A 26,105-nucleotide genomic window follows, 5' to 3' on the forward strand; every position below is an offset into this window, starting at 1 on the left:
CGGCGATTTCGACGCCGATGTAGCCTTCGGTGACCTTCGTCACCTTGCCGACGAGGCCGCCGCTCGTGACGACTTCGTCGCCCTTCGCCATGGCCGCGAGCATGTTGCGGTGTTCCTTCTGACGCTTCATCTGCGGACGGATCATGATGAAGTACAGCACCGCGAACATCAGGATGAGCGGCAGGAAGCTCATCAGGCTCGATTCGGCGCCACCGGCGCCTTGCGCGAAGGCATTGGAAATGAACGGCACGTTGGTCTCTCCGTAGGGGAAGATCGAAAAATAAGCCGGTTATTCTACCACCGGCCCCATGCGCGAACGGATCGGCAAATGCGCTTTCGGATCAAGCTGTTAAAGCACGAACCGATACCGTTGCGACTTGTTTGGAAAGGTAATTGTAATGTTTGGCGGTCGCGACTGGCGATTTGAGTGTGCCAATTAGTACGCGTCCTATGTGACTGGCCGCGGTGCGGGCCGCCGGCCGGCCCGTCAGTCGACCCCTCTGGCGCGATCCTCCGCGAAGCGCTGCCGGAATGCGTCGAACGTATGCGTTTCGATCGCGTCGCGGATCTCGCTCATCAGCTGCAGGTAGTAGTGCAGGTTGTGGATCGTGTTCAGCTGCGCGCCGAGGATTTCGCCGACCCGGTGCAGGTGATGCAGATAGCCGCGCGAGAAGTTCTGGCACGTGTAGCAGGTGCAGGTCGAATCGAGCGGCTTCAACGAGTTCTTGTGCGTCGCGTTGCGGATCTTCACGTCGCCGAAGCGCGTGAAGAGCCACCCGTTGCGCGCGTTGCGGGTCGGCATCACGCAGTCGAACATGTCGATGCCGTTCGCCACGCCCTCGACCAGATCCTCCGGCGTGCCCACGCCCATCAAGTAGTGCGGCTTGTTGGCCGGCAGCTTCGGGCCCACGTGCTGCAGCACGCGCATCATGTCTTCCTTCGGCTCGCCCACCGACAGCCCGCCGATCGCGAGGCCGTGGAAGCCGAGTTCCGCGAGGCCCGCGAGCGATTCGTCGCGCAGGTCCTCGAACATCCCGCCCTGGACGATCCCGAACAGCGCATTCGGGTTGCCGAGCCGGTGGAATTCGTCGAGCGAGCGCTTCGCCCAGCGCAGCGACATGCGCATCGAGTCGGCCGCTTCCTGGTGCGTCGTCGGCACGCCGTTGGTCGCGTACGGCGTGCACTCGTCGAACTGCATCACGACGTCGGAGTTCAGCACCTTCTGGATCTGCATCGACACTTCCGGCGACAGGAACAGCTTGTCGCCGTTGATCGGCGACGCGAACGTGACGCCGTCCTCGGTGATCTTGCGCAGGTCGCCGAGCGAGAACACCTGGAAGCCGCCCGAATCGGTCAGGATCGGCTTGTTCCAGCCCATGAAGCCGTGCAGGCCGCCGTGCGCGTCGATCGTGTCGAGGCCCGGGCGCAGCCACAGGTGGAACGTGTTGCCGAGGATGATCTGGGCCTTGATCTCGTGCAGCTCGCGCGGCTGGATCGCCTTCACGGTGCCGTACGTGCCGACCGGCATGAAGATCGGCGTCTCGACCGTACCGTGATTGAGCTTCACGCGGCCGCGGCGCGCGTGGCCGTCGGTCGTCAGCAATTCGAATTCGAGCCCGTTGGCCGGGCGGTCCTGCACGGGGGCGTGCGTATCAGCGTGCGTATCGTGGGATGAACCATCGGTCATCGTGTCGTGCTCCTTGCTACCGGAAAAAGCTCTGCATGGGACCGGAGTATGCGCTGAAGCGCTGACTCCGGATCGCAAGTCCGGCGCATGTTGGAAACGCCGCCCGGGAAATCGGCGGCGGGAAAAAGCGGGTGTGCGCCAGCGTAGCGCGCACAACGTAAAAAAACGGCATGGCGGCAGTGCGACGCGCCGGCCATCGTGTGCATCGAGCCGATCCCGTCGGCTGCGCTTACGCGCCCGGCGCCTCCGGCGTGTCGCGCCGCGTGAGCAGCATCGCGTCGCCGTAGCTGAAGAAGCGGTAGCGTTCTTCGATCGCGTGCCGGTACGCGGCCCGGATCGTCTCGACGCCCGCGAACGCGGACACCAGCATCAGCAGCGTCGACTTCGGCAGGTGGAAGTTCGTCACGAGCCGGTCGACCACGCGGAAACGGTAGCCGGGCGTGATGAAGATGTCGGTCTCGGCCTGCGTCGCCGCGAGCGGGCGGCCGGCCTCGTCGGCGCTGCGCGCCGCGGCTTCGAGCGCGCGCATCGACGTCGTGCCGACCGCGATCACGTTGCCGCCGCGCGCGCGGGTCGCGGCGATCTTGTCGACCAGCGACTGCGGCAGGTCGTACCACTCGCTGTGCATCTTGTGCTCGGCGATGTTCTCGACGCGCACCGGCTGGAACGTGCCGGCGCCGACGTGCAGCGTCAGCGTCGCGCGCTCGACGCCCATCGCGTCGAGCTGCTCCAGCAGCGGCTGGTCGAAATGAAGCCCGGCCGTGGGCGCGGCGACCGCGCCCGGGTTGCTCGCATAGACGGTCTGGTAGCGGGTCTCGTCGGTCGCATCGGCGTCGTGCTCGATATACGGCGGCAGCGGCAGCCGGCCGTGCTGCTCGATCAGGTCGAGGCACGGCGCGGGGAAGTGCAGCGTGAAGAACGGCTCGACGCGCTCGCCGACCGTCACGTCGAACGCATCGGCCAGGCGCAGCGTCGTGCCGGCGCCCGGCGACTTGCTCGCGCGGATCTGCGCGAGCGCCGTGTGCGTGCCGGTCACGCGCTCGATCAGCACCTCGATCTTGCCGCCGCTGGCCTTCTGGCCGAAGAAACGCGCCTTCAGCACCTTGGTATCGTTGAACACGAGCAGGTCGCCCGGCGCGATGCACGACGGCAGCTCGGCGAAATGGCGGTCGACGAGGCGTGCGGGCGCGACGCTGCCGTCGACCTCGAGCAGGCGGCTCGCGGTGCGATCGGGCAGCGCGGTTTGGGCAATCAGCTCGGGCGGCAGATTGAAATCGAAATCGGAAAGCGTGAACATGCGGGCTGGTTCGAAGCGGCCGGCGGGCGTCGCCGGCAGGGCGGAAACGCGTAATCGGCGCGCGCGAGCCGCTATGATGACGGGATGCGCGGCCTGGCCGGCGTCGTTCGTTCGGACGACGTGAAAGCCGCTATTGTACTTGCCTTGCGAAGCACCCAGACGATCCGATGCCTGTGTCACCACGCCGTTCCCCCGCTGCCGTTGCCGATTCCGCCGATCCGTTCGACGCGGACGATGCCGCGTCGCCCGCGCCGTCCGCATCGGGCCCCGGCGCCCGCCGCGCCGGCCCGAAGCGCGGCGCCGACGGCCGGCTCGCGCAGCCCGCGGCCGCCGCGCCCGACGCCGAACCGGGCGCGGGCGGCGACGAAGCGGATGCGCCCGGCGCATCCGGCACGAAGCGCAAGAAGAAGCCGGCCGCCGACAAGCCCGTGAAAACCGCCGACAAGCTCGCGAAGCTCGGGCTCACGCGTTCGATCGATCTCGTGCTGCATCTGCCGATGCGCTATGAGGACGAGACCACGCTCACGCCGATCGGCGAGTTGCTGCCGGGCGGCATCGCGCAGACCGAAGGCGTCGTGTTCGACAACGAGGTCGCGTACCGGCCGCGCCGCCAGCTCGTCGTGAAGATCCAGGACGACGACGGCGAGCAGCTCGTGCTGCGCTTCCTGAACTTCTACGGGTCGCAGGTCAAGCAGATGGCCGTCGGCCAGCGGCTGCGCGTGCGCGGCGACGTGCGCGGCGGCTTTTTCGGGATGGAGATGGTGCATCCGGCCGTGCGCGTCGTCGAAGCCGATGCGCCGCTGCCGCAGGTGCTCACGCCGGTCTACCCGAGCACGGCCGGCGTGTCGCAGGCGTATCTGCGCAAGGCGATCGAGAACGCGGTCGAGCGCACGCCGCTGCCCGAACTGCTGCCACCCGAGATCCAGCGCGATTACCTGAAGCCGCTCGACGTGCCGACGCTCGAGCAGGCGGTGCGTATCCTGCATCACCCGCGCGTCGATTCCGACGAAGCCGCGCTGATGGACGGCTCGCATCCGGCGTGGACGCGCATCAAGTTCGAGGAACTGCTCGCCCAGCAGTTGTCGCTGAAGCGCGCGCACGAAGAGCGCCGCACGCGCGCCGCGCCCGCGATGCCGCGGCGCACCGCGACCGATACCGATGCGCTGACCACGCGTCTGTACGCGGCGCTGCCGTTCACGCTGACGGGCGCGCAGGCGCGCGTCGTCGACGAGATCGCGCACGACCTCACGCTTGCGCACCCGATGCAGCGGCTGCTGCAGGGCGACGTCGGCAGCGGCAAGACGGTCGTCGCGGCGCTGGCCGCCACGCAGGCGATCGACGCCGGCTACCAGGCCGCGCTGATGGCGCCCACCGAAATCCTCGCGGAACAGCACGCGCGCAAGCTGCGCGCGTGGCTCGAGCCGCTCGGCGTCACGGTCGCGTGGCTCGCGGGCAGCCTGAAGGCGAAGGAAAAGCGCGCGGCGATCGAGGCGGCCGCGCTCGGCACCGCGCAGCTCGTGATCGGCACGCACGCGATCATCCAGGACACGGTCGAATTCGCGCGGCTGGGCCTCGTGATCGTCGACGAGCAGCACCGCTTCGGCGTCGAGCAGCGTCTCGCGCTGCGCGCGAAGGCCGCGAACGCCGCCAACGGCGCACGCGACTTTCAGCCGCACCAGCTGATGATGTCGGCCACGCCGATCCCGCGCACGCTCGCGATGACGTATTACGCCGATCTCGAGGTGTCGACGATCGATGAGTTGCCGCCCGGCCGCACGCCGGTGCTGACGCGGCTGGTGGGCGACGCGCGGCGCGAAGAAGTGATCGCCCGCGTGCGCGAGGCCGCGCTGACCGGGCGCCAGGTGTACTGGGTATGCCCGCTGATCGAGGAGAGCGAGACGCTGCAGCTGCAGACGGCCGTCGAGACCTACGAGACGCTCGCCGCGGCGCTGCCCGAACTGAAGGTCGGGCTCGTGCACGGCCGGCTGTCGCCGGCCGACAAGGCGGCCGTGATGGAGGCGTTCACGCGCAACGAAGTGCAGCTGCTGGTCGCGACGACCGTGATCGAGGTCGGCGTCGACGTGCCGAACGCGTCGCTGATGGTGATCGAGCACGCGGAGCGCTTCGGCCTCGCGCAGCTGCACCAGTTGCGCGGCCGGGTCGGGCGCGGCACCGCGGCGTCGGTGTGCGTGCTGCTGTACACCGGGCCGCTGTCGCTCACCGGCCGCGAGCGGCTGAAGACGATGCGCGAGACGACCGACGGCTTCGAGATCGCGCGGCGCGACCTCGAAATCCGCGGGCCCGGCGAATTCCTCGGCGCGCGCCAGTCGGGCGCGGCGATGCTGCGCTTTGCGAACCTCGAGACCGACGGCTGGCTGATCGACCCGGCCCGCGAGGCCGCGGCGCGGCTGATTGCCGCGTACCCCGAGGTCGTCACGCAGCATCTCGCGCGCTGGCTCGGTGCGCGCGAACAGTATCTGAAGGCCTGATCGACCGGCTCGGGGCCGGATCGAAAGCCGCCAGTCGACGCCAATTCGACGCCGATCGACGCATCGCGATGCAGAGAAACTTGGCGAATCGGTGCCAACAGGTGTATAAATTAAACCTATCGCCTGTATATCTCTGATTGACCCACAATGACGCTGACTGAATTGAAATACATCGTCGCGGTTGCGCGCGAGCGGCATTTCGGCCGCGCGGCCGAAGCATGCTTCGTGAGCCAGCCGACGCTGTCGGTGGCGATCAAGAAGCTCGAAGACGAGCTCAACGTGCAGATTTTCGAGCGCGGTGCGAGCGAAGTGAGCGTGACGCCGATCGGCGACCAGATCGTGACCCAGGCGCAGCGCGTACTCGAGCAGACCTTCGCGATCAAGGAGATCGCGAAGCAGGGCAAGGACCCGCTCGTCGGCCCGTTCCGCCTCGGCGTGATCTACACGATCGGGCCGTATCTGCTGCCGACGCTCGTCAAGCAGATGATCCAGCGTGTTCCGCAGATGCCGCTGATGCTGCAGGAGAACTACACGCTGAAGCTGCTCGAACTGCTGAAGCAGGGCGAGATCGACGCCGCGATCATGGCGCTGCCGTTCCCCGAAACCGGCCTGATGGTGCGGCCGCTGTACGACGAGCCGTTCGTCGTCGCGCTGCCGGCCGGCCATCCGTGGGAGAAGCGCGACGAAATCGACGCCGAGGACCTGAAGCAGGAAACCATGCTGCTGCTCGGCAACGGCCACTGCTTCCGCGATCACGTGCTGGGCGTGTGTCCGGAACTGATGCGCTTCTCGCAGACGGCCGACGGCATCCAGAAGACCTTCGAGGGCTCGTCGCTCGAAACCATCCGCCACATGGTCGCGAGCGGCGTCGGCATCACCGTGCTGCCGCGGATGTCGGTCGCCGAGGTCGGCCCGCGCGCGAACGGCCCGGATGCCGAGCTGCTGTCGTACGTGCCGTTCAACGAGCCGGTGCCCGATCGCCGCGTGGTGCTCGTATGGCGCAAGAGCTTCACGCGGATGCCCGCGATCGACGCGATCAGCGACGCGATTGCCGCGTGCGAGCTGCCGGGCGTCGCGAAGCTCGACATGCCGGCCACGATGAACTGACACTGAGGCGGCTGCGCATGTACATGTGGCAGCGTGATGAACGGGGTCTTGCGACCCCGTTTATTTTTTCCTATCGCATAGATGAAATTTATCAAATTCAAATAATTGATAGATATAGATAGAATCCTCTACATGGATCGGCGTCAAGTCGACGTGCGGTCGGTGCGGGATGCACGATGAATGCAAGCGTCAAAGGAGGATGTCATGATGCGGTCGGTATTGCAGCACGCGCAGCGGAACGTCCCGTCGCGTGACATGGTCGTACATCGCGCCAGGGCGGCGGTTCGCAGCCTGCGTCCGATTGCGTTCGCGTACCTGGCGGACCGTGTGTATGGCGGATGAGTGCCGCCGCACCGGTCGTGTGTTCCCCCGATTAACTGCCGTCGAGCCATGAGGGAGCATTGCATGTCCGATACACGCAGAACCACCCGCCTCGCCGGCACGACGACCGCCGGCAGCCGCTTCCCCGAGCGCCCCTGCGGCGCGTCGCAGCGGGAACGCGGGTCGCAGGCCGCGCACGACGTCCCGTAGTACGACCGGAGGAACCGCCTGTTCCGTTTCATCCCCCCGCAATGCTCCACGAACCGCGCCCGGCACGTGGGGGTCTACGAGCAAGACAAGGAGAAAAAGCATGTCGAACGAAACGAAGTGCCCGTTCAACCACACCGCAGGCAGCGGCACGACCAACAAGGACTGGTGGCCGAATCAGCTGAACCTCAACGTCCTGCATCGGCATTCGGCGCTGTCCGATCCGATGGACCCGGATTTCGACTACGCCGAGGCGTTCAAGAAGCTGGATCTCGCCGCGGTGAAGCAGGACCTGCACGCGCTGATGACGACGTCGCAGGACTGGTGGCCGGCCGACTTCGGCCACTACGGCGGCCTGTTCGTGCGCATGGCATGGCATAGCGCCGGCACGTATCGCACGGCCGACGGCCGCGGCGGCGCGGGTGGCGGGCAGCAGCGCTTCGCGCCGCTCAACAGCTGGCCGGACAACGTCAGCCTCGACAAGGCGCGTCGCCTGCTGTGGCCGATCAAGCAGAAGTACGGCCGCAACATCTCGTGGGCCGACCTGCTGATCCTGACCGGCAACGTCGCGCTCGAATCGATGGGCTTCAAGACGTTCGGCTATGCCGGCGGCCGCGCTGACACGTGGGAACCGGACGACGTGTACTGGGGCTCGGAAAAAATCTGGCTGGAACTGAGCGGCGGCCCGAACAGCCGCTACACGGGCAAGCGCGAGCTCGAAAGCCCGCTCGCCGCGGTGCAGATGGGCCTCATCTACGTGAACCCGGAAGGTCCGGACGGCAACCCCGACCCGGTTGCTGCCGCGCACGACATCCGCGAGACGTTCGCGCGGATGGCGATGAACGACGAGGAAACGGTCGCGCTGATCGCGGGCGGTCACACGTTCGGCAAGACGCACGGCGCCGGCCCGGCCTCGAACGTCGGCCCCGAGCCGGAAGCCGCGGGCCTCGAGGAGCAGGGGCTCGGCTGGAAGAGCACGTTCGGCACGGGCAAGGGCAAGGACACGATCACGAGCGGCCTCGAAGTCACGTGGACCTCGACGCCGACGAAGTGGAGCAACGACTTCTTCAAGCACCTGTTCAGCTACGAGTGGGAGCTCACGAAGAGCCCGGCCGGCGCGCACCAGTGGGTCGCGAAGGACGCCGGCGAAGTGATTCCCGATGCGTACGACGCGTCGAAGAAGCATCGTCCGACGATGCTGACGACCGACCTGTCGCTGCGTTTCGACCCGGCCTACGAAAAGATCTCGCGCCGCTTCTACGAGAACCCGGCCGAATTCGCCGACGCGTTCGCTCGCGCGTGGTTCAAGCTCACGCACCGCGACATGGGCCCGCGCGCCCGCTATCTCGGCCCGGAAGTGCCGGCGGAACACCTGCTGTGGCAGGACCCGATTCCGGCCGTCGATCACCCGCTGATCGACGCCGCCGACGTCGCCGCGCTGAAGGCGAAGGTGCTGGCCACGGGCCTGTCGGTGTCGCAGCTCGTGTCGACCGCATGGGCGTCGGCGGCGACGTTCCGCGGTTCGGACAAGCGCGGCGGCGCGAACGGTGCGCGCATCCGCCTCGCGCCGCAGAAGGACTGGGAAGTGAACCAGCCGGCGGCGCTGGCGACGGTGCTCGAAACGCTCGAAGGCGTGCAGAAGGCGTTCAACGATGCTCAGACGGACGGCAAGAAGGTGTCGCTGGCCGACCTGATCGTGCTGGCCGGTGCGGCCGGCGTCGAGCAGGCGGCGAAGAACGCGGGTATCTCGATCTCGGTGCCGTTCGCGCCGGGCCGGATGGATGCGTCGCAGGAAGAAACCGACGTCGACGCGATGGCCGTGCTCGAGCCGCTCGCCGACGGGTTCCGCAACTACCTGAAGAGCGCGTACAAGACGCCGGCCGAGGCGCTGCTGGTCGACAAGGCGCAACTGCTGACGTTGACGGCGCCGGAGATGACCGTGCTGGTCGGCGGCTTGCGCGTGCTCGGCGCGAACGTCGGCGACTCGAAGCACGGGGTGTTCACCGATCGTCCGGGCACGCTGTCGAACGACTTCTTCGCGAACCTGCTCGACATGGGCACGGAGTGGAAGCCGGTGTCGGCCGCGAACGACGTGTTCGAAGGGCGTGATCGCGCGACGGGCGCAGTCAAGTGGACCGGCACGCGCGTCGACCTGATCTTCGGCTCGCACTCGCAGTTGCGCGCGCTGGCCGAGGTGTACGGCAGCGCGGATGCGCAGGAGAAGTTCGTGCGCGACTTCGTCGCCGCCTGGAACAAGGTGATGAACCTCGACCGCTTCGACCTCGCATGAACCTGGCCGCATCCTGATGCGGTGATGCAGTAACGTGAAACGGCCGGTCCAGCGACCGGCCGTTTCTTCTCTGAACGATGTCTTGTCAAAGGAGTGACGACCATGACGCAAATGATGCTCGACATGCGTGCCGCAGCGTCGCCCATTCTGCGATCGCCGGGCGAGCTGGCGCGCTACGTCGTCGGCTTCGCGATCGTCGTCGGCGGGGCGGTGGAGCTGGTCTCGCAGGCGCTGCACGCGCTCGCGTAGTGCGACGATGGATTCGCGACGCTAGACTGGCGAGTCGCGAACGGATGCCGCGCGACGCGGCATGCGGATTGCTCGACGCATTTTCGCCGGTTCAACATTTCGAATGAGGAGTCCCGAAGATGGCCAAGAAAGGCAACGCCACGCAGATCAACATCGGTATCAGCGACAAGGACCGCAAGAACATCGCGGACGGCCTGTCGCGCCTGCTCGCCGATACCTTTTCGCTGTACCTGAAGACCCACAATTTCCACTGGAACGTGACCGGACCGATGTTCAACACGCTGCACCTGATGTTCGAGGAGCAGTACAACGAACTGTGGCTCGCGGTCGATTCCGTCGCCGAGCGCATTCGCACGCTGGGTGTCGTCGCGCCCGGCACGTTCGGCGAGTTCGCGAAACTGTCGTCGGTGCCGGAAGCGAAGGGCGTGCCGGCCGCCGAGGAGATGATCCGCCAGCTCGTCGAAGGGCACGAGACGGTCGTGCGCACCGCGCGCGAAATCTTCCCGATCGCCGACGCGGCGAGCGACGAGCCGACCGCCGACCTGCTCACGCAGCGCCTGCAGACGCATGAAAAGACCGCATGGATGCTGCGGTCGCTGCTCGCCTAAGCCCGGTGCGGCCGGGGACGGCAGGCCGGCCCGATTCGAGGCGGCGCTGAATCTGTCCCCTGATTGATGTGCGTCGCGGCGCGGCCGCGCGCTGCGGGCCGCGGTGGCCTGCCGGCCCGCGGCGAGCGCCTGCCGCGGCTCGCGCCGACATGACGCGAAGCACCGCTCGGCTCTAAAATGCCGGGATTCTCTTCCCGGTGCTTCGCCATGCTTGCCCGCTTTCCCCTGTATCTGCGGCTCGTCCGGATGGACAAGCCGATCGGCAGCCTGCTGCTGCTGTGGCCGACGCTCAACGCGCTGTGGATCGCGTCGGACGGTCACCCGCGCTGGCCGCTGCTCGTGATCTTCACGCTCGGCACGCTGCTGATGCGCTCGGCCGGCTGCGCGATGAACGACTACGCCGACCGCGATTTCGACCGCCACGTGAAGCGCACGGCCGACCGGCCGCTGACGTCGGGCAAGATCCGCGCGTGGGAAGCCGTCGCGATCGCGGTCGGGCTGTCGTTCATCGCGTTCCTGCTGATCCTGCCGCTCAATACGCTGACCAAGGAATTGTCGGTCGTCGCGTTGTTCGTCGCCGGCTCCTACCCGTTCATGAAGCGCTTCTTCGCGATTCCGCAGGCGTATCTGGGCATCGCGTTCGGCTTCGGCATCCCGATGGCGTTCGCGGCCGTGCAGGATACGGTGCCGATGCTGGCGTGGGTGATGCTGGTCGCGAACATCTTCTGGTCGGTCGCGTACGACACCGAATATGCGATGGTCGATCGCGACGACGACATCAAGATCGGCATCCGCACGTCCGCGCTGACGTTCGGCCGTTTCGACGTCGCGGCCGTGATGGCGTGCTACGCGGCGACGCTCGGCATCTACGTGTGGATCGGCGTGACGCTCGGCTTCGGCCTCGCGTACTGGGTGGGCTGGGCGGCGGCGGTCGGCTGCGCGCTCTATCACTACACGCTGATCAAGGATCGCGAACGGATGCCGTGTTTCGCGGCGTTTCGCCACAACAACTGGCTGGGCGGCGTGCTGTTTGCGGGCATCGCCGCGCATTACCTGCTGGCGGGCAACTGAACGACACACCGCGCGTACTTGCGCGCGGCGCCAACGAAAAAGCGACCTGACGGTCGCTTTTTTACGTCTCGCGCCGGCACGACCGGCGCCGCCGTCACGCTTACGCGCGGCCGAGCTCGTCGCCCATTTCCTTCGCGCGCGCCTCGGCCGCGAGGGCGCCGCGCACGATCGCTTCCTTCACGCCCTGCGCGTCGAACGCCGCGAGCGCGGCGGCCGTCGTGCCGCCCTTCGACGTCACGCGTTCGCGCAGCACGCTCGCCGGTTCGCCCGGCTGCGCGGCCAGTTGCGCGGCGCCGGTGAACGTCGCGACGGCGAGCGCACGGCCTTGCTCGTCGTTCATGCCGAGGCGGCGCGCGGCTTCCTGCAGCGCTTCGATGAAATAGAACACGTACGCGGGGCCGCTGCCCGAAATCGCGGTGACCGCGTCGAGCTGCGCTTCGTCGTCGAACCACACGATCTCGCCGACCGCGCCGAGCACGCTCGACGCGAGTTCGCGGCCGGTGGCGTCGACGCCCGGCAGCGCGGCCAGGCCCGTCACGCCCATGCCGACCAGCGCGGGCGTGTTCGGCATCGTGCGCACGACGCGCGCGTAGCCGCCGAGCCAGCGGGCGAGATCCGTGCCGCGGATGCCGGCCGCGATGCTGATCACGAGTTGCGACTTCAGGTGCGGCGCGAGCGCTTGCGCGACGTCGTGCAGCACCTGCGGCTTCACCGCGAGCACGATCGCGTCGTAGTCGGCGAGCGTCGCGTCGATGGCCGCGCCGGTCCGGATGCCGAACTGCTGCGCGGCGCGCGCGCGGACGTCTTCGTTGACGTCGATGGCATACAGGCCGTCCGCGGCGACGCCGCGCTTGATCAGGCCGCCGATCAGGGCCGCGGCCATGTTGCCGCCGCCGATGAATGCGATTTTCATGATGTCGGGAATGAGCGAGTGAGTGAACGGAAAGGCGGAAAAGGGCGCGGCGTTCAGTGCGCGTAATCGCGCGCGCCGAAGATCGCGGTGCCGACGCGCACGATCGTCGCGCCTTCGAGCACGGCCGCGTCGAGATCGGCGGACATGCCCATCGACAGCGTGTCGAGCGGCAGGCCGTCGGCGCGCAACGTGTCGAACAACGCGCGCAGTGCGCGATGCGGCGCGCGTTGCGCGTCGGTGTCGTCGGCCGGCTCGGGAATCGCCATCAGGCCGCGCAGCCGCAGCGACGGCAGCGCGGCGACCGCCCGCGCGACCTCGGCCACGTCGGCCGGCGCGACGCCGCTCTTCGACGCCTCGCCGCTGATGTTGACCTGCACGCACACGTTCAGCGGCGGCAGGTGCGCGGGGCGCTGTTCCGACAGGCGCTGCGCGATCTTCAGCCGGTCGACCGAATGGACCCAGTCGAAGCGCTCGGCGACGGGGCGCGTCTTGTTCGATTGCAGCGGGCCGATGAAATGCCATTCGAGGCTCGCGCGCAGATCGGCCAGCGCGTCGATCTTGTCGATCGACTCCTGCACGTAGTTCTCGCCGAACGCGCGCTGCCCGGCCGCATGCGCGGCGCGCACGTCGTCGGCCGGGAACGTCTTCGACACGGCGAGCAGCGAGACGGCGGCGGGATCGCGGCCGGCCGCGCGGGCGGCGTCGGCGATGCGGCGATGAACGGAGGCGAGGCGGGCGGCGAGATCGGACATGACGGGCACGAGAGCAGGCACGGAAGCAGCACGGGAAGCGGGCATGAAGCCGATGCGCCGCGACACGCGGCGCATCGATCCGCTCATTATACGGACGCCGCGCGTGCGCCCGTCCACCCGTTGCGTGCCGGGACGAGGCCTAGCCGTACAACAAATGCTCGACGAGCTGGACCCAGTGGGCGACCGGCACCTGCGTGCCGCTCTGCAGATGCGCGATGCAGCCGATGTTGCCGGACACGATCATCTGCGGCTCGAGCGCCTGCAGCTTCAGCAGCTTCTGCTTGCGCAACCGGTACGACAGCGACGGCTGCGTCAGCGAGTAGGTGCCGGCCGAGCCGCAGCACAGGTGGCTGTCGGCCGGTAGCCGCACGTCGATGCCGAGCGTCTCCAGCAGGCGCTCGACCTTGCCGCGCGACTGCTGGCCGTGCTGCAGCGTGCACGGTGGGTGATAGGCGACCGTATGGATCGCGCGGCGCCGCGCGATCGTCGCGAGTTCGGCCTCGAACGCGAGCAGCACGTCGGAGATGTCGCGCGTCAGCGACACGATGCGCTGCGCCTTCTCCGCGTAGGCCGGATCGTCGCGCAGCAGGTGCGCATATTCGAGCACCGTCGCGCCGCAGCCCGACGCGTTCATCACGATCGCCTCGACGCCCTGTTCGACGTGCGGCCACCACGCATCGATGTTGCGGCGCGCGTCGTCGAGCGCTTCGTCGTGATAGTTCAGGTGCAGGCGGATCGCGCCGCAGCAGCCCGCGTCGGGCGCGACGACCGTCTCGATGCCGAGCGCGTCGAGCACGCGCGCGGTCGCGATATTGATGTTCGGCAGCATCGACGGCTGCACGCAGCCGCCGAGCATCAGCATCTTGCGCGGATGCGTGCGGTGCGGCCATTCGAGCAGTCGCGTGCGCGGCGGCACCTTGTCGCGCAGCCGCTTCGGCAGCAGCGGCCGCACGTGCTGGCCGAGCCGCATCATCGGCGAGAACAGCGCCGCGTTCGGCACGACGCTCGCGAGCACGCGGCGCATCAGCCGCTGCTGCGCGGGGCGCTCCACCTGCGCCTCGACGTGCTTGCGCCCGATCTCGACGAGCCGGCCGTACTGGACGCCGGACGGGCAGGTCGTCTCGCAACTGCGGCACGTGAGGCAGCGGTCGAGATGCTGTTGCGTGCTGCGCGTGACGGGTGCGCCTTCGACCATCTGCTTGATCAGGTAGATGCGGCCGCGCGGGCCGTCGAGTTCGTCGCCGAGCAGTTGGTAGGTCGGGCAGGTCGCGGTGCAGAACCCGCAGTGCACGCACTTGCGCAGGATCGCGTCGGCCTCGTCGCCGTCGGGCGTATTGCGGATGAAATCGGCGAGATTCGTTTGCATCCAGCCCTCAGAGCTCAGGGTAAAGCCGGCCGCGATTGAAGATGCGCGCAGGATCGAACGCGCTCTTCAGCCCGCGGTGGATTTTCATCATCGGCGCGGGCAGCGGCGTGAACACGCCCGCGCTGCGGTCGTAGGTGTCGCCCGCGCGGAACAGCGTGGCATGGCCGCCGGCCTGTTTCGCGCTCATGCGCACGGTTTGCGCGTCGGCGTCGGTGATCCACCAGCGTTGCGCGCCGCCCCATTCCATCAACTGGGTGCCGGGCAGGTGCATCGGTTCGGTGATCGACGGCAGCGACAGGCGCCACAGCGCATAGCCGGGCGGGATGCCGTTGAAGAACGGGTCGGTATGCTCGCGCAGGCCGGACCAGAAGCGCTCGGCCTCGACCGCGTCGACGACTTCGCCGCCGAGCAGCGTCTTCGCGGATTTCACGGCGGCTTCCGCGCCCGACAGGCGCAGCACGAGCGTGCCGTTGCGCCACGCGCTTGCGCTGACCGGCAGCGGATGGCCGCCCCATTCGTTGAGCTTGCGCACCGCGTCGGTCGCGGTCATCTCGAACTTCAGCGTGACCTCGGCGACGGGCATCGGCAGCACCTTGATCGACAGGTCGAGCATCAGCCCGAGCGTGCCGAGCGCGCCGGCCATCAGCCGCGACACGTCGTAGCCGGCGACGTTCTTCACGACCTGCCCGCCGAAGCGCAGCATTTCGCCGCGGCCGTTCATCAGCGTGGTGCCGAGCACGAAATCGCGCGGGGCACCGCAGGTGGCGCGGCGCGGGCCCGCGAGGCCGGCCGCGACGCAGCCGCCGACGGTGGCCGTGCGGCCGAAGTGGGGCGGCTCGAACGGCAGCATCTGGCCGCACTCGGCGAGGGCGGTTTCCAGTTGCGCGAGCGGCGTGCCCGCGCGGACCGTGACGACGAGTTCGGCCGGGTCGTACGACACGATGCCCTGAAACGCGCGCGTGTCGAGTATTTCGCCCTCGAGCGCCTGGCCGTACCAGTCCTTGGTGCCGCCGCCGCGAATCCGCAGCGGTCGGCCGTCGGCACTGGCGGCGCGGATGCGCTCGGCCCATCCGGCGACGATGTCGTCCTCTTCCATGTCCTGTTGCTTTCTCGTCTCGTTGTTCGGTCGATTGTACCGGGGTGGCGCGATTCCACATCGCGACTATCCCTAAGCCCCGTATCGGATGCGGCCTGCCGGCGCCGGCGCCGGCGCCCGAACGCGCCGCGCGGGCGCGGCAGACCCCCGCACCACGGCCGCCGGTGCGGGGCGCGACCCGCGCGCGCCGCTCAGAAGCGCGGCAGGTCGGGGTGCGGCAACAGCCCGCCGCGCACGTGCTGGCGACCGTATTCGGCGCAGCGCGCGCGGGTCGGGATGCCCTTGTCCGGATTCAGCAGCCCGGCCGGATCGAATGCGCGCTTGACCGCGAAGAACGCGTCGCGCTCCTGCGGCGAGAACTGCACGCACATCGAATTGAGTTTTTCGATGCCGACACCGTGCTCGCCGGTCACGCTGCCGCCGAATTCCACGCAGCATTCGAGGATTTCCGCGCCGAACTGCTCGGCGCGGTGCAACTCGTCCGGGTCGTTCGCGTTGTACAGGATCAGCGGATGCATGTTGCCGTCGCCCGCATGGAACACGTTGATGCAGCGCAGTCCGTAGCGGGTTTCGAGCTGCTCGATGCGTGCGAGCAGCGGGCCGATCGCGCGGCGCGGCACGGTGCCGTCCATGCAGTAGTAATCGGCGGAAATGCGCCCGGCGGCCGGAAACGCGTTCTTGCGGCCGGACCAGAACCGCAGCCGCTCGTGTTCGTTGCGCGACACCTGGATGCGCGTCGCGCCGTGTTCGCGCAGCACGGCCGTCATCCGGACGATTTCCTCGGCGACTTCTTCCGGCGTGCCGTCCGATTCGCACAGCAGGATCGCCTTCGCGTCGAGGTCGTAGCCCGCGTGCGTGAACGCCTCGACCGCTTGCGTGGCGGGCTTGTCCATCATCTCGAGCCCGGCCGGGATGATGCCCGACGCGATGATCGCCGCCACCGCCTCGCCGCCCTTGACGACGTCGTCGAAGCTCGCCATCACGAGCTGCGCGGTCTGCGGCTTCGGAATCAGCCGTACCGTGACCTCGGTGACGATCGCGAACATCCCTTCGCTGCCGATCATCACGGCGAGCAGGTCGAGGCCCGGCATGTCGAGCGCGAGCGAGCCGAATTCAACCACCTCGCCGTCGATCGTCACCGCGCGCACGCGCATCACGTTGTGCACGGTCAGACCGTATTTCAGGCAGTGGACGCCGCCGGAATTTTCCGCGACGTTGCCGCCGATCGTGCAGGCGATCTGCGACGACGGATCGGGTGCGTAATACAGGCCGTACGGCGCGGCCGCCTCCGAGATCGCGAGGTTGCGCACGCCGGGCTGCACGGTCGCCGTGCGCGCGTACGGATCGACCTCGACGATGCGCGTGAAGCGCGCGAGCGATAGCACGACGCCGAGCGCGATCGGCAGCGCGCCGCCCGACAGGCTCGTGCCGGCGCCGCGCGGCACGATCGGCACTTCCATGCGGCGGCAGATCTGCACGATCCGCTGCACCTGCGACTCCGTTTCGGGCAGCGCGACCGCGAGCGGGAGCCGGCGGTACGCGGACAGGCCGTCGCATTCGTACGGCGCGGTGTCCTCGTCGCGGTACAGCAGGCAGTGCGTCGGCAGTACGGCCATCAGCGCCTGCACGACTTCGCGCTGACGCTGCGCGCGTGCGGCGCTCGACAGTTCGACGGGAGCGTTCATGAGGTCTCCTGCGTGCGGCGCGAGCTCGCGCCGCCGGGTCAGCACGTGAAAATCTTGCCTGGATTCATCAGGTTGCGCGGATCGAGCGCGAGCTTGATCGCGCGCATCGTGTCGATCGCGTTGTCGCCGTGCTCCTTCGGCAGGAAGCGCATCTTGTGCAGCCCGATGCCGTGCTCGCCCGTGCAGGTACCGCCCAGCCGCAGCGCGCGCTCGACGATCCGGTCGTTGATGTGCTCGGCTTCGGCGAGTTCCTCGGGCTTGTCGGGATCGATCAGGATCGCGACGTGGAAATTGCCGTCGCCGACGTGGCCGACGATCGGGCAGGGCAGCGACGACGCGCGCAGGTCGACCTCGGTTTCCTCGACGCACGCGGCGAGCTGCGAGATCGGCACGCACACGTCGGTCGTCACCGCTCGGCAGCCGGGCTTCAGCTGCAGCATCGCGAAGTACGCGTTGTGGCGCGCGGACCAGAGCCGCGTGCGATCCTCGGGGCGGGTCGCCCATTCGAAGCCCTGGCCGGCGTTCTGGCCGGCGAGCGCCTGCACGAGTTCGGCCTGTTCCTTCACGCCGGCCTCGGTGCCGTGGAATTCGAAGAACAGCGTCGGCGCTTCGGTCAGCGTCAGGTTCGAGTGGCGGTTGATCGAGCGCACCGCGAGCGCATCGACGAATTCGACGCGCGCGATTGGCACGCCGATCTGGATCGTCTCGATCACCGTGCGCACCGCGTCGCCCATCGTCGGGAACGTGCAGATCGCGGCCGACACGGCTTCTGGCAGCGGGTGCAGGCGCAGCGTGATTTCGGTGATCACGCCGAGCGTGCCTTCGGACCCGACGAACAGGCGCGTGAGGTCGTAGCCGGCCGACGACTTGCGTGCGCGGGAACCGGTTTTGACCACGCGGCCGTCCGCGAGCACCGCAGTCAGGCCGAGCACGTTCTCGCGCATCGTGCCGTAGCGGACGGCGTTGGTGCCCGACGCACGGGTCGCGGTCATCCCGCCGATGCTGGCGTCGGCGCCCGGATCGATCGGGAAGAACAGGCCGGTGTCGCGCAGCGCTTCGTTGAGCGCCTTGCGCGTGATGCCGGGCTCGACCGTCACGGTCAGGTCCTCGGCGTTGATCGACAGCACGCGGTTCATTTCCGACAAATCGAGCGACACGCCGCCGCGCACCGCGAGCAGGTGACCTTCGAGCGACGAGCCGGCGCCGTACGGGATCAGCGGCACGCTGTAGAGCGAACACAGCGACACGACTTCGCGCACGTCGTCGGTGCTGCGCGCGAACACGACGGCGTCGGGCAGTTGCGGATCGAACGGGGATTCGTCGCGGCCGTGATGGGCGCGGACCGCGTCGGCGGTCGACACGCGCTCGCCGAAGGCGGCGCGCAGCGCATCGAGCATGGCGGGAGGCAGCGGGCGGCGCGTGGCGGCCGGCGGGGCAGGGTGATTCACGAACGTCTCCTGACTGCTTGTCGAACTGTCGGCCCATTCTACGCTGTAACGTCCGCTGCGCCTCCCGCCGCGGGCTGCGATAATTGCGTTCCAGCCACCCGGGCCGCATGGCGGCCGCGCACGAGAGGACATTCGCATGGGCAACCGCTTGAGCAAGATCGCGACGCGCACGGGCGACGACGGCACCACCGGCCTTGGCGACGGACGGCGCATCGGCAAGGACGACGCGCGGATCGCCGCGATCGGCGACGTCGACGAACTGAACTCGAATCTCGGCGTGCTGCTGGCCGAGACCCTGCCGGACGACGTGCGCACGGCGCTCGTCACGATTCAGCACGACCTGTTCGATCTTGGCGGCGAGCTGTGCATTCCTGGCCACGCGGTGCTCGACGACACGCATCTCGCCCGCCTCGACCGGTGGCTTGCCGACTACAACGCGACGCTGCCGCCGCTGAAGGAGTTCATCCTGCCGGCCGGCTCGCGCGCGGCGTCGCTCGCGCACGTCTGCCGAACCGTGTGCCGCCGCGCGGAGCGCTCGATCGTCGCGCTCGGGCGCGGCGACACGCTCAATGATGCACCGCGGCGGTACGTGAACCGGCTGTCCGACCTGCTGTTCGTGCTGGCGCGCGTGCTGAACCGCGCCGACGGCGGAACCGACGTGTTATGGGAGCGCGGGCGCGTCCGTTAGCCTGCCGTCACATTTTTGCGCACTGCGACAATTTGACCGGCGAGCGTTTATTTTTAAACATGTATTGTGTGTGCATGTTTAACGGAGAACGAACATGACCCACATCACCGCTGACCAGATGGCCCGTGTGAAGGCCACCGCCCCCGTCCTTGCCGAGCACGGCGCGACGATCACGAAGCATTTCTATCAGCGCATGTTCGCGCGTCATCCGGAACTGAAAAACCTGTTCAACCAGACGCACCAGAAGACCGGCAGCCAGCCCGAGACGCTCGCGAAGGCCGTTTATGCGTATGCGGCGAACATCGACAACCTTGGGGCGCTTGGCGGCGCGGTGTCGCGCATCTCGCACAAGCACGCCAGTCTGAACATCCGCCCCGAGCATTACCCGATCGTCGGCGAGAACCTGCTCGCATCGATCGTCGAAGTGCTCGGCGACGCGGTCGATGCCGACACGCTCGAGGCATGGCGCGTCGCGTACGGCCAGCTCGCGCAGATCCTGATCGGCGCCGAGGCCGATCTGTACGCGAACGCCGCGTGGAGCGGCTTCCGCCCGTTCAAGGTCGCGCGCAAGGTGCGTGAAAGCGACGAGATCACGTCGTTCTACCTGACGCCGGCCGACGGCGGCGCGGCGCCGACGTTCGAGCCGGGCCAGTACATCACGGTGAAGCGCTTCGTCGGCGATCTCGGCGTCGACCAGCCGCGCCAGTACAGTCTCTCGGATGCGCCGCACGGCAAGTGGCTGCGCATCTCGGTGAAGCGTGAGGCCGGCAAGCCGGAAGCGATTCCGGCCGGCAAGGTGTCGACGCTGATGCATGACGGCGTCGAAGCGGGCGCGATCGTCGAAGTGACCGCGCCGATGGGCGACTTCTCGCTGAAGCGCGACGTGGATACGCCGGTCGTGCTGATCTCGGGCGGCGTCGGCATCACGCCGATGATGTCGATGGCGTCGACGCTGATCGCGGCGGGCAGCCCGCGCGACGTGCGGTTCATTCACGCCTGCCGTTCGGGTGCCGTGCACGCATTCCGCGACTGGCTGAACGACACCGTCGGCGAGCACGCGAACGTCAAGCGCACGGTGCTGTACGAGCTGGTGGGCCCGAACGATCGCGCCGGCATCGACCACGACCTCGAAGGGCGCCTCACGCCGGAGCGCGTGAAGCACTACGCGCTGGTGCCGGATGCCGATTACTACATCTGCGGGCCGGTCGCGTTCATGAAGGCGCAGCGCGACGCGCTCGTCGCGCTCGGCGTCGCGCCGGAACGCGTGAACACCGAGATCTTCGGGTCGGGCGCGCTCGAGTGATGCGCGCACGGACGATCTCCGGCCAATAAAAAGCCCGGCGCGAGCCGGGCTTTTTCGTTGCGACGCAGGCTATCGGTCAGTTCCCGCTACCGCGCGCGACGCGCCGTGCCTTCACCGATTCCGCGAGGCCTTCGAGCACCTTCACGCTGTCGTCCCACGCAATGCACGCGTCGGTGATGCTCTGGCCGTAGGTCAGCGCGCAGCCTTCCTTCAGGTCCTGGCGGCCCTCGACGAGGTGCGACTCGATCATCACGCCGACGATGCGTTCGTCGCCGGCCGCGATCTGGCGGCCGATGTCGGCGCACACCGGGATCTGGTTCTCGTGCTTCTTCGAGCTGTTCGCATGGCTCGCGTCGATCATCAGGCGTGCGGCGAGGCCGGCCTTGCCGATGTCCGCGCACGCGGCGTTCACGCTGTCCGCGTCGTAGTTCGGCGCCTTGCCGCCGCGCAGGATCACGTGGCAGTCCTCGTTGCCGGCCGTCGACACGATCGCCGAATGGCCGCCCTTGGTCACCGACAGGAAATGGTGCGGCTGCGACGCGGCCTTGATCGCGTCGACCGCGATCTTCACGTTGCCGTCGGTGCCGTTCTTGAAGCCGACCGGGCACGACAGCCCCGACGCGAGCTCGCGGTGCACCTGCGACTCGGTCGTGCGTGCACCGATCGCGCCCCACGAGATCAGGTCGGCGATGTACTGCGGGCTGATCATGTCGAGGTATTCGGTCGCGGCCGGCAGCCCCATTTCGTTGATCTGCAGCAGCAGCTCGCGCGCGGTGCGCAGCCCTTCGTTGATCTTGAAGCTGTTGTCGAGGTGCGGATCGTTGATGAGCCCCTTCCAGCCGACCGTCGTGCGCGGCTTCTCGAAATAGACGCGCATCACGATTTCCAGTTCGCCCTTGAAGCGCTCGCGTTCCTTCACGAGCCGGCCCGCGTATTCGATCGCCGCCTTCGTATCGTGGATCGAGCACGGCCCGATCACCACGATCAGCCGGTCGTCCATCCCGTGCAGGATGCGGTGCATCGACTGGCGCGAGTGGTAGATCAGCTCGGACGCGGCTTCGGAGCACGCGAATTCGCGGATCAGGTGGGCGGGCGGCGTCAGTTCCTTGAGTTCGCGGATGCGGACGTCGTCGGTGTTGTGCGGGGGCATGCTGTTTCTCCTAATTTTCCGGGGCGCCGTTCGGTCAGTGCGCGTGCGGCAGATTCATCAATTCGGGCGATTCAGTGGTGTCGGTCGGGGCTGCTGAACGGCTGCGGCGGCGACCGGCTGGCGAAGGGCGAAAAAAAACCGCCGGGTTCGCCGGCGGTTTTTTCGGGAATTTCGGTTGCGCTTTACGCGCCATCAACCCTCTCGATCCGCCAGTGGTCTGAGATACCAAAAAAAGTAAAAGTAAAACTTGGCGGACATGACGGAAATTCGGCTCGTCAAAAAAGTTGATTCGGAATTTATACCCGGTCCCCGCGCGGCTGGCAACCGGGGGCGCTCAAAAATGCGGACAATCCGCGCGTTTTCATCAAAATGCGCGGATTGTCTGCGCCGCGATGCGGTTATGCCGTACCGCCGACCGTCATCTTGTCGATCCGCAGGGTCGGCTGGCCGACGCCGACCGGCACGCTCTGGCCTTCCTTGCCGCATACGCCGACGCCCGTGTCGAGCGACATGTCGTTGCCGATCATGCTCACGTACTTCAGCGATTCCGGGCCGCTGCCGATCAGCGTCGCGCCCTTCACCGGGTAGGTGATCTTGCCGTTCTCGATCATGTACGCCTCGGACGCCGAGAACACGAACTTGCCGTTCGTGATGTCGACCTGGCCGCCGCCGAAGTTCACCGCGTACAGGCCGTTCTTCACCGATGCGATGATTTCCTGCGGGTCCTTGTCGCCGTTCAGCATGTACGTGTTCGTCATGCGCGGCATCGGCAGCGCCGCGTACGACTCGCGCCGCGCGTTGCCGGTGACCGGCATCTTCATCAGGCGCGCGTTCAGCGTGTCCTGGATGTAGCCCTTCAGGATGCCGTCCTCGATCAGCGTCGTGCACTGCGTCGGATTGCCTTCGTCGTCGATGTTCAGCGAGCCGCGGCGGTTCGGCAGCGTGCCGTCGTCGACCACCGTCACGCCCTTCGCGGCGACCTGCTCGCCGATCCGGCCCGCGAACGCGGACGAGCCCTTGCGGTTGAAGTCGCCTTCGAGGCCGTGGCCGATCGCCTCGTGCAGCAGCACGCCCGGCCAGCCCGGCCCGAGCACGACCGTCATCGCGCCGGCCGGCGCGGGGCGGGCGTCGAGGTTGACGAGCGCCGCGTGCACCGCGTCGTCGACGTAGCGCGACAGGACTTCGTCGGTGAAGTAGCCGTAGTCGAAGCGGCCGCCGCCGCCGCCCGAGCCGATCTCGCGGCGGCCGTTCTGCTCGGCGATCACCGTCACCGACACGCGCACCAGCGGCCGGATGTCGGCCGCGAGCGCGCCGTCGCTGCGCGCGACCAGCACGACGTCGTATTCGCCGGCGAGGCCGGCCATCACCTGCGTGATGCGCGGGTCGCGCCCGCGCGCCATCTGCTCGATGCGCTCCAGCAACTTGACCTTGGCCGTCGCGTCGAGCGACGCGAGCGGGTCGGACGGCAGGTACAGGTCGCGGCCCGAGATGCCCGTCAGCGACGAGGCGGCCTTGATCTTCTGGCGGCCGCCGCCGGCCGCCGCGATCGCCTTGGTGGCGGCGGCGGCTTGCGCGATCGCCTCGGGCGACAGGTCGTCCGAGTACGCGAACGCGGTGCGGTCGCCCGCGACCGCGCGCACGCCGACGCCCTGGTCGATGCTGAAGCTGCCCGATTTGACGATGCCTTCCTCGAGGCTCCACGCTTCGCTGCGGGTCGCCTGGAAGTACAGGTCCGCGTAGTCGACGCGATGCGTGAAGATGTCGGCGATCGTGCGCGTGAGCAGGCTTTCGTCGAGGCCGTACGGCGTGAGCAGGATGTCCTTCGCCAGCGCGAGGTTGCGGATGCCGGGTTCGATGATGTTCATGCGGATATCGGGATTCTCAAAAAGTTGTCGGGTGCTGCCGGGCAGATGGGTGGGCCGCACGGCGTTTCAAGCGGTGCGGCGGATTCAGGTCAGCACGCGGTGCCGCCACGCGGGCAGGCTCTGGCGTACGTCGGCGATGCGTTGCGGATCGAGCGTGCCGAGCACGACGCTGGCGCCCTCGTCGCGCACCGCGACGATCTCGCCCCACGGGTCGATCAGCATGCTGTGGCCCCACGTGCGCCGGCCGTTCTCGTGCTTGCCGCCCTGCGCGGCCGCGAGCACGTAGCACTGATTCTCGACGGCCCGCGCGCGCAGCAGCATTTCCCAGTGCGCGCGGCCCGTCGTATACGTAAACGCCGACGGCACGACCATCAGCGCGCAGTCGCCCATGCGGCGATACAGCTCCGGAAAGCGGAGATCGTAACAGACCGACAGGCCGACCTGCCCGAACGGCGCATCGAACACGACGACCGTGTCGCCCGCGCGGATCGTGCGCGCCTCGTCGAACGATTCGTCGCCTTTCTCGAAGTTGAACAGGTGGATCTTGTCGTAGCGTGCGGCCTCGTTGCCGGACGGATCGAACACGAGCGTCGTGTTCAGCACGCGATCGGGTTCCGGCGCCTTCAGCGGCAGCGTGCCGCCGATCACCCAGATGCCGTGGCGGCGCGCGGCGTCGGCGAGGAACTGCTGGATCGGGCCGTCCCGGTACGGTTCGGCGAGCGCGAGCTTGTCGGTGTCGCGGTGGCCCATGAAGCAGAAGTACTCGGGCAGCAGCACGAGCTGCGCGCCTTCACCGGCGGCTTCCGCGATCAGGCGGCGCGCTTCGGCGAGATTGCGGGTGACGTCCGGCGTGCTCACCATCTGCAGCGCGGCGACCTGGAAGGGCGTGGCGGAACGGGCGGGGTCGGTCATCGCGGAATCGGTTGCGTCATAAATGGGGTGCGGCCCGGCGCGCTGCGCGGGTCGATGCGCGCTCAATGGCTCGAGGCATCGGCCGGGCCGTGATTCATCTTACCCTGATCGCTTCCCACCCGCTCGATGTGCGGGTGCGCCCACGAGCCGGTGATCGCGTAGTCGAGCGCGAACGCGCGCGACAGCGTCTGGGACAGCGCGTAGTTCGCGGCCAGCACGCCGACGCCGAGCAGCGGATTGATGATGGCCGCCCCGATCGCGGCGGCGCCCGCGCTGATTTTCGGCGCGACGTGCGCATGCAGGTCCTGCGTTTCGGTGCCGAGATCGACCGCGCCGCGCACGGTGACGTTCGCGGGGCCCGTCATCATCGAGAAGTCGTCGGTGCGTGCGATCCCGTTCGAAATCCGGCCGGTACCGGTGATCTTGTCGAACGGCAGCCCCTTGCCGACCACGTCGCGGAAATTCAGCGTCAGGAAGCGTGCGAGGCTCTGCAGGCTCAGCACGCCGAGCAGTTTCGCCGCGCCGGGGTCGACCTTCAGGATCTTCCCGTGTTCGAGGTCGAGCGCGACCTGGCCGCCGAGCGACGGGAAGTCGACCGCGGTCGGGCCGCCGCGCCAGCCGACCTTGCCCGTGACCGAGCCGTGGCCGTCCGCGAGCGTGCGCGGCAGGCCGACGCGGTCGAGCAGCGCGCCCGCATTGTCGATGTCGAGCTTGAAGTCGAACACGGTGCGGCGCGGCGCGTCGTTTTCGTCGGCGCCGCGGGCCAGCGCGCGGCGCGAGGTGCGCCAGTTGCCGGTCGCCGTGAGCTTCGCGGCCGGGTTCGCCAGTTCCAGCTTGTCGAGCTGCCACACGGGCGTGCCGTCTTCGTCGATGTTGCGCGCGTTGACGACGAGCCGGCCGATGTCGTGATCGCGCGCGACGACCTGGTCGACGATCAGGTCGATCGACGGCATCGGGCGATCGGTCGGCGTCGGCAGGTTCATCGCGCGGCCGACGAGGTCGTGCTGCGAACTTTGCGGCACGACCAGCTTCGCGAGCCGCGCGTTCAGTACGCCCGCGCCGTTGTGACCGCCGCCCGGCGCCCACGACAGGTAGCCCGAGACCTGGTTCGACGCGATGTTCGCCTGCCAGAGGTCGTCGACGTGCGACGCGCCGACGATCACGTTCTCCCAGTTGCGCTTGAGCAGCTTCAGCGTGCCGAAATGGAACGCGAAGCGCTTCGGCGCGAAGCTCGCGAAATCGACGCGCGGTGCGGCCTGCGGTTCCGGCGCGCGCGGCGTGTCGGGCTTCAGCGTGTGGGCGAGGGCGAGCCACGCGTCGGCGTCCAGCTCGGCGACGTCGACGGCCGCGCTCACGCCGTCCTGCGGCATGTCGGGCATCCGGTGGATGCCCATCGCGCCGCGTACCGCGCGCAGCGGCCGGCCGCGCGTCGCGTCGAGCAGGTAGGTCGCGGTCACCGGGCCGAGCGTCAGGTCGGCATGTTCGAGGCGCTTGCCGTCCGCCTGCGGCGCCGGCTGCAGCGTGAAGCGGAACGGCATCGGCGTGCCGGCCGGTTTCGCGAACGGCGCCGGGAAGTTCAGCGCGACGCCCGTCAGGTCGGA

At 68.1% G+C, this 26,105-nt stretch carries 22 protein-coding genes; 9 read left to right on the plus strand and 13 right to left on the minus strand.

Annotated elements, in window-relative coordinates; translation table 11 throughout:
- The 3 genes from yajC to queA form a co-directional block, all read right to left on the minus strand.
- On the minus strand, nucleotides 1-250 hold a 250-nt coding region (gene yajC, locus JMF90_RS00515), incomplete at its 3' end, for a preprotein translocase subunit YajC (RefSeq protein WP_201324926.1).
- A gap of 237 nt (nucleotides 251-487) precedes the next feature.
- Nucleotides 488-1,687, minus strand: coding sequence for a tRNA guanosine(34) transglycosylase Tgt (tgt, locus tag JMF90_RS00520; RefSeq protein ID WP_077179130.1), 1,200 nt, complete (start codon nucleotides 1,685-1,687; stop codon nucleotides 488-490).
- A 229-nt stretch (nucleotides 1,688-1,916) separates the two neighbouring features.
- Entirely contained in the window at nucleotides 1,917-2,984 is a 1,068-nt protein-coding gene (gene queA / locus JMF90_RS00525; protein WP_201316705.1) for a tRNA preQ1(34) S-adenosylmethionine ribosyltransferase-isomerase QueA, read from the minus strand.
- Between the two features lie 167 nt (nucleotides 2,985-3,151).
- Here queA and recG point away from each other — a divergent pair, with 167 nt between their 5' ends.
- From recG to ubiA, 7 genes are all read left to right on the plus strand, one after another.
- Entirely contained in the window at nucleotides 3,152-5,473 is a 2,322-nt protein-coding gene (gene recG / locus JMF90_RS00530; RefSeq protein ID WP_077179132.1) for an ATP-dependent DNA helicase RecG, read from the plus strand.
- 147 nt (nucleotides 5,474-5,620) lie between these two features.
- On the plus strand, nucleotides 5,621-6,580 hold the full coding sequence (locus JMF90_RS00535) for a LysR substrate-binding domain-containing protein (protein ID WP_006476864.1): 960 nt from the start codon (nucleotides 5,621-5,623) through the stop codon (nucleotides 6,578-6,580).
- Between the two features lie 405 nt (nucleotides 6,581-6,985).
- Nucleotides 6,986-7,111: a hypothetical protein gene (locus JMF90_RS40585; protein ID WP_256333940.1), complete on the plus strand. Its 126-nt coding sequence runs from the start codon at nucleotides 6,986-6,988 to the stop codon at nucleotides 7,109-7,111.
- Between the two features lie 100 nt (nucleotides 7,112-7,211).
- A complete protein-coding gene (gene katG, locus JMF90_RS00540; RefSeq protein WP_201316707.1) occupies nucleotides 7,212-9,398 on the plus strand; it encodes a catalase/peroxidase HPI in 2,187 nt (728 codons plus the stop codon).
- 102 nt (nucleotides 9,399-9,500) lie between these two features.
- Entirely contained in the window at nucleotides 9,501-9,647 is a 147-nt protein-coding gene (locus JMF90_RS00545) for a hypothetical protein (protein ID WP_164728307.1), read from the plus strand.
- A 119-nt stretch (nucleotides 9,648-9,766) separates the two neighbouring features.
- Nucleotides 9,767-10,255, plus strand: coding sequence for a non-specific DNA-binding protein DpsA (gene dpsA / locus JMF90_RS00550; protein ID WP_006476862.1), 489 nt, complete (start codon nucleotides 9,767-9,769; stop codon nucleotides 10,253-10,255).
- 207 nt (nucleotides 10,256-10,462) lie between these two features.
- Nucleotides 10,463-11,326, plus strand: a complete 864-nt coding sequence (gene ubiA, locus JMF90_RS00555) for a 4-hydroxybenzoate octaprenyltransferase (RefSeq protein ID WP_078040667.1) — start codon at nucleotides 10,463-10,465, stop codon at nucleotides 11,324-11,326.
- Between the two features lie 100 nt (nucleotides 11,327-11,426).
- On the opposite strand, the gene proC is transcribed toward ubiA, so the two are convergent.
- The 6 genes from proC to JMF90_RS00585 form a co-directional block, all read right to left on the minus strand.
- Complete coding sequence (gene proC / locus JMF90_RS00560; RefSeq protein WP_201316708.1) at nucleotides 11,427-12,239, minus strand: pyrroline-5-carboxylate reductase; 813 nt, start codon at nucleotides 12,237-12,239, stop codon at nucleotides 11,427-11,429.
- Nucleotides 12,240-12,292: 53 nt separating this feature from the next.
- On the minus strand, nucleotides 12,293-12,991 hold the full coding sequence (locus tag JMF90_RS00565) for a YggS family pyridoxal phosphate-dependent enzyme (protein ID WP_027812714.1): 699 nt from the start codon (nucleotides 12,989-12,991) through the stop codon (nucleotides 12,293-12,295).
- A gap of 139 nt (nucleotides 12,992-13,130) precedes the next feature.
- Nucleotides 13,131-14,357 (minus strand): glycolate oxidase subunit GlcF, encoded by a 1,227-nt coding sequence (gene glcF, locus JMF90_RS00570; protein ID WP_078040669.1) that lies wholly within the window; start codon nucleotides 14,355-14,357, stop codon nucleotides 13,131-13,133.
- 7 nt (nucleotides 14,358-14,364) lie between these two features.
- Entirely contained in the window at nucleotides 14,365-15,453 is a 1,089-nt protein-coding gene (gene glcE / locus JMF90_RS00575) for a glycolate oxidase subunit GlcE (RefSeq protein WP_006476858.1), read from the minus strand.
- 191 nt (nucleotides 15,454-15,644) lie between these two features.
- Nucleotides 15,645-17,138: an FAD-linked oxidase C-terminal domain-containing protein gene (locus tag JMF90_RS00580; protein ID WP_006497501.1), complete on the minus strand. Its 1,494-nt coding sequence runs from the start codon at nucleotides 17,136-17,138 to the stop codon at nucleotides 15,645-15,647.
- Nucleotides 17,139-17,176: 38 nt separating this feature from the next.
- Nucleotides 17,177-18,586, minus strand: coding sequence for an FAD-binding oxidoreductase (locus JMF90_RS00585; RefSeq protein WP_011694156.1), 1,410 nt, complete (start codon nucleotides 18,584-18,586; stop codon nucleotides 17,177-17,179).
- 136 nt (nucleotides 18,587-18,722) lie between these two features.
- Between JMF90_RS00585 and JMF90_RS00590 the strand changes: the two genes are divergently transcribed.
- Both JMF90_RS00590 and hmpA read left to right on the plus strand, forming a co-directional pair.
- On the plus strand, nucleotides 18,723-19,274 hold the full coding sequence (locus JMF90_RS00590; RefSeq protein WP_011544630.1) for a cob(I)yrinic acid a,c-diamide adenosyltransferase: 552 nt from the start codon (nucleotides 18,723-18,725) through the stop codon (nucleotides 19,272-19,274).
- Between the two features lie 94 nt (nucleotides 19,275-19,368).
- On the plus strand, nucleotides 19,369-20,577 hold the full coding sequence (gene hmpA / locus JMF90_RS00595; RefSeq protein ID WP_077179136.1) for an NO-inducible flavohemoprotein: 1,209 nt from the start codon (nucleotides 19,369-19,371) through the stop codon (nucleotides 20,575-20,577).
- Nucleotides 20,578-20,653: 76 nt separating this feature from the next.
- On the opposite strand, the gene aroG is transcribed toward hmpA, so the two are convergent.
- From aroG to JMF90_RS00615, 4 genes are all read right to left on the minus strand, one after another.
- Nucleotides 20,654-21,727 (minus strand): 3-deoxy-7-phosphoheptulonate synthase AroG, encoded by a 1,074-nt coding sequence (gene aroG, locus JMF90_RS00600; protein WP_006476851.1) that lies wholly within the window; start codon nucleotides 21,725-21,727, stop codon nucleotides 20,654-20,656.
- A 398-nt stretch (nucleotides 21,728-22,125) separates the two neighbouring features.
- Nucleotides 22,126-23,592: a metalloprotease TldD gene (gene tldD / locus JMF90_RS00605; protein ID WP_006476850.1), complete on the minus strand. Its 1,467-nt coding sequence runs from the start codon at nucleotides 23,590-23,592 to the stop codon at nucleotides 22,126-22,128.
- An 84-nt stretch (nucleotides 23,593-23,676) separates the two neighbouring features.
- The gene (locus JMF90_RS00610; protein ID WP_077179137.1) at nucleotides 23,677-24,504 is read right to left on the minus strand and encodes a carbon-nitrogen hydrolase family protein; all 828 of its coding nucleotides are present in this window, start codon (nucleotides 24,502-24,504) and stop codon (nucleotides 23,677-23,679) included.
- Nucleotides 24,505-24,566: 62 nt separating this feature from the next.
- A partial coding sequence (locus JMF90_RS00615; protein ID WP_305790736.1) for a YhdP family protein occupies nucleotides 24,567-26,105 on the minus strand: 1,539 nt, incomplete at its 5' end.

Source organism: Burkholderia sp. E168m23 (assembly GCF_016586125.1).
Classification (GTDB): Bacteria; Pseudomonadota; Gammaproteobacteria; order Burkholderiales; family Burkholderiaceae; genus Burkholderia; species Burkholderia orbicola.

Bases quoted from the DNA above. Each gene is read 5' to 3' on its own strand.
- JMF90_RS00590 (WP_011544630.1), top strand. From the start codon at position 18,723: ATGGGCAACCGCTTGAGCAAGATCGCGACGCGCACGGGCGACGACGGC.
- tldD (WP_006476850.1), bottom strand. From the start codon at position 23,592: ATGAACATCATCGAACCCGGCATCCGCAACCTCGCGCTGGCGAAGGAC.
- JMF90_RS00535 (WP_006476864.1), top strand. From the start codon at position 5,621: ATGACGCTGACTGAATTGAAATACATCGTCGCGGTTGCGCGCGAGCGG.
- dpsA (WP_006476862.1), top strand. From the start codon at position 9,767: ATGGCCAAGAAAGGCAACGCCACGCAGATCAACATCGGTATCAGCGAC.
- JMF90_RS00565 (WP_027812714.1), bottom strand. From the start codon at position 12,991: ATGTCCGATCTCGCCGCCCGCCTCGCCTCCGTTCATCGCCGCATCGCC.
- JMF90_RS00610 (WP_077179137.1), bottom strand. From the start codon at position 24,504: ATGACCGACCCCGCCCGTTCCGCCACGCCCTTCCAGGTCGCCGCGCTG.
- hmpA (WP_077179136.1), top strand. From the start codon at position 19,369: ATGACCCACATCACCGCTGACCAGATGGCCCGTGTGAAGGCCACCGCC.
- proC (WP_201316708.1), bottom strand. From the start codon at position 12,239: ATGAAAATCGCATTCATCGGCGGCGGCAACATGGCCGCGGCCCTGATC.
- JMF90_RS00580 (WP_006497501.1), bottom strand. From the start codon at position 17,138: ATGAACGCTCCCGTCGAACTGTCGAGCGCCGCACGCGCGCAGCGTCAG.
- glcF (WP_078040669.1), bottom strand. From the start codon at position 14,357: ATGCAAACGAATCTCGCCGATTTCATCCGCAATACGCCCGACGGCGAC.
- tgt (WP_077179130.1), bottom strand. From the start codon at position 1,687: ATGACCGATGGTTCATCCCACGATACGCACGCTGATACGCACGCCCCC.
- aroG (WP_006476851.1), bottom strand. From the start codon at position 21,727: ATGCCCCCGCACAACACCGACGACGTCCGCATCCGCGAACTCAAGGAA.
- glcE (WP_006476858.1), bottom strand. From the start codon at position 15,453: ATGGAAGAGGACGACATCGTCGCCGGATGGGCCGAGCGCATCCGCGCC.
- queA (WP_201316705.1), bottom strand. From the start codon at position 2,984: ATGTTCACGCTTTCCGATTTCGATTTCAATCTGCCGCCCGAGCTGATT.
- JMF90_RS40585 (WP_256333940.1), top strand. From the start codon at position 6,986: ATGTCCGATACACGCAGAACCACCCGCCTCGCCGGCACGACGACCGCC.
- JMF90_RS00545 (WP_164728307.1), top strand. From the start codon at position 9,501: ATGACGCAAATGATGCTCGACATGCGTGCCGCAGCGTCGCCCATTCTG.
- recG (WP_077179132.1), top strand. From the start codon at position 3,152: ATGCCTGTGTCACCACGCCGTTCCCCCGCTGCCGTTGCCGATTCCGCC.
- katG (WP_201316707.1), top strand. From the start codon at position 7,212: ATGTCGAACGAAACGAAGTGCCCGTTCAACCACACCGCAGGCAGCGGC.
- ubiA (WP_078040667.1), top strand. From the start codon at position 10,463: ATGCTTGCCCGCTTTCCCCTGTATCTGCGGCTCGTCCGGATGGACAAG.